Genomic DNA, 6,384 nt, shown 5'->3' with positions numbered 1-6,384 from the left:
AGGCGTTCGTCGGGGAACTCGGGGTCCAGGAGGGCGTATCCGGCGCCGGTCTTGAGGACGGCGAGGAGGGCGACGGCGAAGTCGGGTCCGCGGTCGAGGAGGATGCCGGCGAGGTCGCCGCGGCCCAGGCCCCGGGCGGCGAGGTGGTGGGCCAGACGGTTGGAGCGGGAGTCGAGTTCGGCGTACGAGAGCTCCCGGTCGCCGAAGACGAGGGCGCGGGCCGTGGGACGCAGCCGGACCTGTTCCTCGAACCGTTCGACGAGGGTGGCCTCCCCGGTGTCGGCGCGGATGCCCGTCCACTCCTCCAGCACCTGTCGCCGCTCCAGCGCGCCCAGCAACTCGATCCGCGACAACGGCTGTTCGTCCTGCGACAGGACCGACTCCACGAACCGCACGAAGCGGTCCTGATGCGCCGCCACCGCGGCGACGTCGCACACCTCGGGCGATGCGTCGAAGTCGATCCGCAGCCCGTCCTGCGGCCCCAGGTCGTACACGCCGACCGCCAGGTCCTCCACGGGCCCGTTGCCCAGGTTGTGCTGGAGGGTCGGCAGCCCGCAGAAGCGCATGCCCGGGGTGAACGCCATGATGTTGACCAGGGGGGCGGTGATCCGCCGTTCCGCCTCGCCCAGCCCCAGATCGCGGCACATGTCCTCGTAGCGGGTGCGCTGGTGCTTCAGCCCCCGGCGCGCCTCCGCGACCACCGCCGCCAGCAGCTCGCCCGTCGTCCCGTCCGCCGGCACCGCCACCCGCAGCGGCACCACGTTCGACATCATCCCCGGCGTACGGCGGGCCAGGTCGGTGCGCCGGCCCGTCACCGGCAGCCCGAGCACCAGCTCCGGACTTCCGCTCACCCGGTGCACGTACGCCGCGACCAGGGCGATCACCAGCATCGTCCACGGCGTCCGGTGCGCCCGCGCCACCTCACGCAGCCGCTCCGTCCGCCCCGCCGGCAGCACCACGGTGCGCCGTACGAAGGGCAGTGCGCCCGGCGCCGTGGGGCCGGTCCGGCCCTCGCCCAGGCGCGGGGTCTGCGGCAGCCCCGCCAGGTGCCCCGCCCAGTGGGCGCGGTCCGCGGCCCCCTCGGCCGAGGCCCGGTAGGCGCCGTCCTCGGCCAGCAGTTCCTCCAGCGAACCGAAGGGACTCGGACCCCAGGGCTCCCCGGCGGACCCCCGCTCGTACAGCTCGACCAGCCGCTGGTCGAGGAGGGCGACGCCCATGCCGTCGACGACCAGGTGGTGGAAGGCGTGGAAGTAGAACCAGCGCTGTTCGCCGCCGTCCGTCCGGCCCGCCCTCAGGAGCACGTGCCGGGTCAGCCAGCCGTCCGCCAGGTCGAACGGCCGTGCCAGCTCCGCCGCCATCCACGCCCGGCCGGCCTCCACCGGATCCGGCTCCGCGTCCAGGTCCACGACGCGCAGCCGCCGCTCGCCCGGGTCGGGGTGGAGCAGCTGCCACAGGCCGCCGTCCTCGTCGGAGCCGGTGCCCCGGACGCGCAGCACGTCGGCCTCGCGGGCCAGCTGGTACCACGCACGGGCCAGCAGGTCCGCGTCCAGCGGGCCCACGAGTTCGCGGTACTCGCCGATGTTGTAGCGGCTGCCGGTGGCGTCCAGGGCGTGGGCCGTCCAGATGTCGCGCTGCGCCGCCGAGAGGGGCAGCCGCACAGCGGCGGGCCCGTGCGCGCTGCTCCGTTCGGACGCGGTCGAAGACATGCGGAGGCTCCTCGAAGGGTGCGGTGGGGTGGGGCGGGGGGTGCGGATCGTGATCCGGGCGTACGGCTGCGCCGGTGGCCGCGGTCGCTCCGGGGCGCCGTCCGGCCGTACGTCATACAACCCGCGGGCCGAGGACCGCGGCGGCAGTTGCTCCGGCACTCCGGGAGCAGTTGGCGTCCGGGCGGGTGCCCCTGGCCCCTGGCCCCTGGCTCCTGGTCGGGGGGAAGGCCGGCGGCGGGCGTACCCCGGCTCGGCGCCGCCGGACACCCACCGGGCCGGACGCCGCGCGGCCCCGGAGACGCGGCCGGCGTCCGATGCCGCGTCCGATGCCGCGACCCTCGGCGGGCCCCTGTGTACGCGTACCCCGGCCGGACCCGCCCCGTCAGGCCCGCTGCGGGGTCCGGGGGGCGGCGGCTCGCACCAGGCCCAGCACCCGGAAGCGGGAGCCGCCGCTCTCGTGCGCGGCCCGCACGGTCCCGCTGAGCAGCAGTTCTCGCAGCATCCGGCCGGACTCCGGCAGGCCGCGCCCCGTCAGGGCCGCCACGTCCGTCAGCCCGAACTCCCCTTCCGCGTCCTGCGCCTCCCCGCCGCAGAGGGCGTCCAGCAGCTCCCGGGCCCCGGCGGAGAGCCCGTCCGTACGGCGGTGCAGGGCGGCCCGGAACCGGTCGGCTCCCGCGCCCCCGCCGAGGTGGTCCAGCAGGGCGACCGGGTCGGCGTCGAGGCTGTGGCACAGGGTGGCGAGATCGCAGACCACCAGCCAGGACGCGGCGGCGGCGAGCGCTCCCGGATGCCCGTCGAGGCGGCGGCACAGCCGGGCCGCGCGGGCCAGATCGGCCGGACCGGCGGTGAACTCGGGCCTTACGCGCCGGACGTGGTCGAGGAACACGCGTACGGCGGGGGCGGCGGCAGCGGCGTCCGGCGCCGCGCCCTCGGCCGGGACCTCCAGCGGGGACAGCAGGAAGATCCGTTCCCCCGGCACCTCCCACGGCTGCTCCGAGGTGACCAGCACGCGCAGACCGGGGCAGGCCCGCAGCAGCGCGGTGAGCCGGTCGAACCGGGGAGCGGCCGCCGGGGCCCCGTCGAGCACGAGCAACACCCGCTGCTCACCCAGCAGTTCGAACAACCCGCCCCCCGGCCCCTCGCCGAAGGCCCCGGTGCCGGTGCCGGTGGCGGTGGCGTCGGCCGCGCCCGCCCCGTCGTACGCCGGATCCGCCGGAGGCGATCCGTAGAGGTCGGCCACCGTAGCCGCCACCCGGGCCGCCGGCTCGGGCTCCCCGCACCCCAGATAGTCCGCCGACGCCCCCGGGAAGGCGTGCCACAGCACCGGCACGCCCGCCGCGTGCAACCGCTCGGCGACCTCCAGCGCGACCCGCGTCTTGCCCACCCCGCCGAGCCCCACCACGTTCACCAGCCGCTCGCCGCCCACGGAAAGCTCCCGCTCCAGGACGGCCGTCTCCGCGTCCCGCCCCGACATCGCGTGCAGCGCGGTCGGCGGAGCCGGGGGCCGCCCCCAGCCCTGCCCGCCGGGCCGGCCCCGCTGGGCGGCGGCCTCCAGCGCCGCCCGGGCCCGCGGGCCCAGCCGCAGCGCGTCCGCCATCAGCCGCACCGTGTCGGGGCGGGGTCGTCTCGCCTTGCCCTGCTCCAGATCGCGGATGGCCCGCACGCTGATCGTCGAAAGGTCCGCCAGCTCCCGCTGGGTGAGCCCGATGCGCAGCCGGTGGGCCCGTATCAAGGCTCCCACCCGGGAGGTCGAGTCCGTGTTCACATGGGCGTTCATAGAGGCGCTCCCGGTGAGGTGTGGGGGAACGACGGGGCCTGGGGTGACGGCCCGGTTCCTGGTCCCCATCGTCGGCAGCGCGCTATCCCGGGGGCATCACCGGCCGATCCGTGCCCGTCGCGGACGCCGCTATCACCGCGAGCGGGAATATAGGCCCGCCATGGCGGCCCGTGATAGCGCGGGGATAGGGGCGGGGCCGGTGCCGGGATTCCCGCCGTTCCTAAGTTGGGGTCCAGAAAGCAGGAAGCGCCCCGGAAACCCGGAGCGCACCGACGAAAGGACCCGAGATGAACCTCTCCCACGCCCTGCGCGCCGCCCTCGTCACCGCCGCCATCGCCGGCGCCGCCGCACTCGGCACCCAGGTCGCCCAGGCCGACGGTCCGGCCGTCACCGGTACCACCGCCGGCGTCCCCGCCCCGCAGGCCACCCCCGCCCCGAGCGGCTCCACCGACACCAACCCGTGGGACTGACCCGGACCCCGCGGGGCCGGGGCGGCGGCTCCGGCTCACCAGCCGTCTCAGGCCCGCCAGCCTTCACAGCCCCGTTATCCCTGTCAGCCCCGTAGACCCCGTCAGCCCCGCAGGCCTCGCCAGCTCCGCAGGCCCCGTCAGCCCCGTAGACCCCGTCAGCTCCGCAGGCCTCGTCGGCGCCGCCGGCGCCCCGGTGCCCTCCGGCCCCTCACGGAGCGGCCAGCAGCCTTTCGGCCTCGGCCAGCTCCCGCTCCATCCCCCGGTCGCGGAACGCCCGTACCGCGCTCTCCAGCAACTCCCGGGACCGCGAACGCTCTCCGGCGCCGCCGCTCGCGGTCAGCAGCCGCGCCAGGTCCAGGCGCACCAGCGCCGCTCCGCCGTGGTCCATGATCTGCTCCCGTACCGACAGGGCCTGCGCGTAGAACCCGCGGGCCGCCTCGCACCGCCCCATCTCGGCGTGCGCGTGCCCCAGGTCCCGCAGCAGGTGCCCCTCGCCGATCACGTCACCGCTCTCCCGGCACAGCTCCAGGACCTCCGTGTACGTGGTCACCGCCCGCTCGTGCTCCCCCTGCCCCTGGAGCAACTGCCCCGCCCGGCGCAGGGTCCGGGCCTGCCCGCCCGTGTACCCCACCGACCGGTAGATCCCGAGCGCCTCGTCCAGCCGGGTCTGGGCCGCCGAACTCTGCCCCCGCCGCATCCAGATGTGCGCGCTCTGCGTCAGCACGATGGCCCGGCCCACCACGTCCCCCGCCTGGTCGAATTCCCGCAGCGCCCGGTCGTACAGCGAGAGGGCGTGGTCCTCGTTGCCCCGCATCCGCTCCAGCAGCGCCAGGTCCCGGTGGCACAGCGCCTGCCCCTGCCGGTCCTCCAGCTCCTGGAACAGCCCGAGCGCCGTCGTCAGCGCCGACCGGGACTCCTCGCTCTGGCTGCGGCCCAGGTAGAGCACCCCGAGCGAGCTCAACAGGGCCGCCGTGCCCCGGGTGTTGCCCGCCGAACGCACCGACTCCAGCGCGAGCCGGTGCGTACGTTCCCAGTCGTCGAGGTAGCCGCGCCCCTCGAACAGGGTGGCCAGGGTCGTCGCCAGGTCCCAGCACAGCTCGTCCATCTGCTCCCGGGCCGCGTGCTCCACCGCCTGCACCAGGTTCGCGTGCTCGCTGTCCAGCCAGCCCAGCGGATCCACCAGCAGCTCGTCCACGCATTCCGCCGGGGGTTCCCAGCGCGGCGCGGAGCCGTGCAGCACCGTGAAGTCCCCTCCGTAGATGCGCCGGTGGGCCTGCTCCGCCAGGGACATCCAGCCCCCCAGCATCCGGGCCGTCGCCGCGTGCCGGTCGGCCGCCTCGTGGTGCGCCGCCAGCTGCTCCCGCGCGAACACCCGGATGATCTCGTGGAAGCGGTAGCGGAACCCGCCCGTGGACTCCATCCCGACCACGTCCAGCATCTGTACGTCGACCAGCGGCTCCAGCAGGTCCGAGGCGAAGGGCCGCGGATCGTCCAGCAGCGCGCCGGCCAGCCAGCCCGGCAGCGTCTGCCCCTGGGCCAGGCTCAGCAGGCGCAGCAGCCGGCGGTCCTCGGCGGCCAGCCCGTCGTGGGTGAGGGAGAGGCTGGCCCGCATCGTCATCTCGCCGTGCGTCAGCTCGTCGAGGCGGTGCCGTTCGTTCGCGAGCCGGTGCACCATCGACGCCAGCGTCCAGTGCGGACGGGCGGCCAGCCGGGCCGCGACGATCCGCAGCGCGAGCGGCAGCCCGCCCACGGTCCGGATCAGCGCCTCGACCGCCACCGGCTCGCGTGCGACGCGGTCCGGGCCGATCACCCGGACCAGCAGTTCCACGGCGTGGTCGGTACCCATCACGTCCAGCTCGACCCGGTGCGCCCCGGGCAGGCCGGTGAGCCGGACCCGGCTGGTGACCAGCACCGCGCAGGTGTTGCTGCCGGGCAGCAGCGGCCGGATCTGGCTCTCCGACGCGGCGTCGTCCAGCACCACCAGCACGCGGCGGGAGGCGAGGAGCGTGCGGTACATCTCGGCCCGTTCGTCCTGGGACTCGGGGAGCACCGGGCCCGGAATGCCGAGTGCGCGCAGGAACCGGCCCAGCACCTCGCCGGAGGTGGCGGGGGTGCCGGTGCCGCGCAGGTCGCAGTACAACTGGCCGTCGGGGAAGGCGGTTTCGCTGAGCCGGTGCGCGATGTGAGTGGCCAGCGTGGACTTTCCGGTGCCGGGCTTGCCGACGATCACGGCCACGCCGACGGCGCGCCGGCCGCCGCCGCAATCTCCGTCGCCGAGGAGGGCCTGCTCGACCCGGCGGATCCGCTCCTCGTCGCCCACGAAGTCCGACGTGTCCGCGGGGAGTTGGCGGGGCGTCTCCTCGCGGTACGGGGCCACGGTCGCGGCCGCGGCAGCGACGGGGTGCCCCGCGGGGCCGCCGCCCCCGGAGCC

The 6,384-nt window shown here is 75.8% G+C and carries 4 protein-coding genes; 1 reads left to right on the top strand and 3 read right to left on the bottom strand.

All coding sequences use genetic code 11. The features are described 5' to 3' along the window. Both AB4039_RS40920 and AB4039_RS40915 read right to left on the bottom strand, forming a co-directional pair. A partial coding sequence (locus AB4039_RS40920) for a condensation domain-containing protein (protein WP_442273181.1) occupies positions 1–1,706 on the bottom strand: 1,706 nt, incomplete at its 3' end. Between the two features lie 382 nt (positions 1,707–2,088). Next, complete coding sequence (locus AB4039_RS40915; RefSeq protein ID WP_442273180.1) at positions 2,089–3,483, bottom strand: helix-turn-helix domain-containing protein; 1,395 nt, start codon at positions 3,481–3,483, stop codon at positions 2,089–2,091. A gap of 287 nt (positions 3,484–3,770) precedes the next feature. Between AB4039_RS40915 and AB4039_RS40910 the strand changes: the two genes are divergently transcribed. Next, positions 3,771–3,953 (top strand): hypothetical protein, encoded by a 183-nt coding sequence (locus AB4039_RS40910; RefSeq protein WP_266843411.1) that lies wholly within the window; start codon positions 3,771–3,773, stop codon positions 3,951–3,953. Positions 3,954–4,161: 208 nt separating this feature from the next. On the opposite strand, the gene AB4039_RS40905 is transcribed toward AB4039_RS40910, so the two are convergent. Next, a partial coding sequence (locus tag AB4039_RS40905; RefSeq protein ID WP_442273179.1) for an ATP-binding protein occupies positions 4,162–6,384 on the bottom strand: 2,223 nt, incomplete at its 5' end.

Origin of the sequence: Streptomyces sp. M-16, from assembly GCF_052114405.1 — a bacterium.
Taxonomy (GTDB): Bacteria; Actinomycetota; Actinomycetes; order Streptomycetales; family Streptomycetaceae; genus Streptomyces.
Note: the sequence above shows the minus strand (reverse complement) of the source record. Positions and strands in the feature narration are given on the sequence as shown.

Excerpts from the sequence above, each read along its gene's own strand:
- AB4039_RS40915 (WP_442273180.1), bottom strand. The coding sequence starts at position 3,483 with ATGAACGCCCATGTGAACACGGACTCGACCTCCCGGGTGGGAGCCTTG.
- AB4039_RS40910 (WP_266843411.1), top strand. The coding sequence starts at position 3,771 with ATGAACCTCTCCCACGCCCTGCGCGCCGCCCTCGTCACCGCCGCCATC.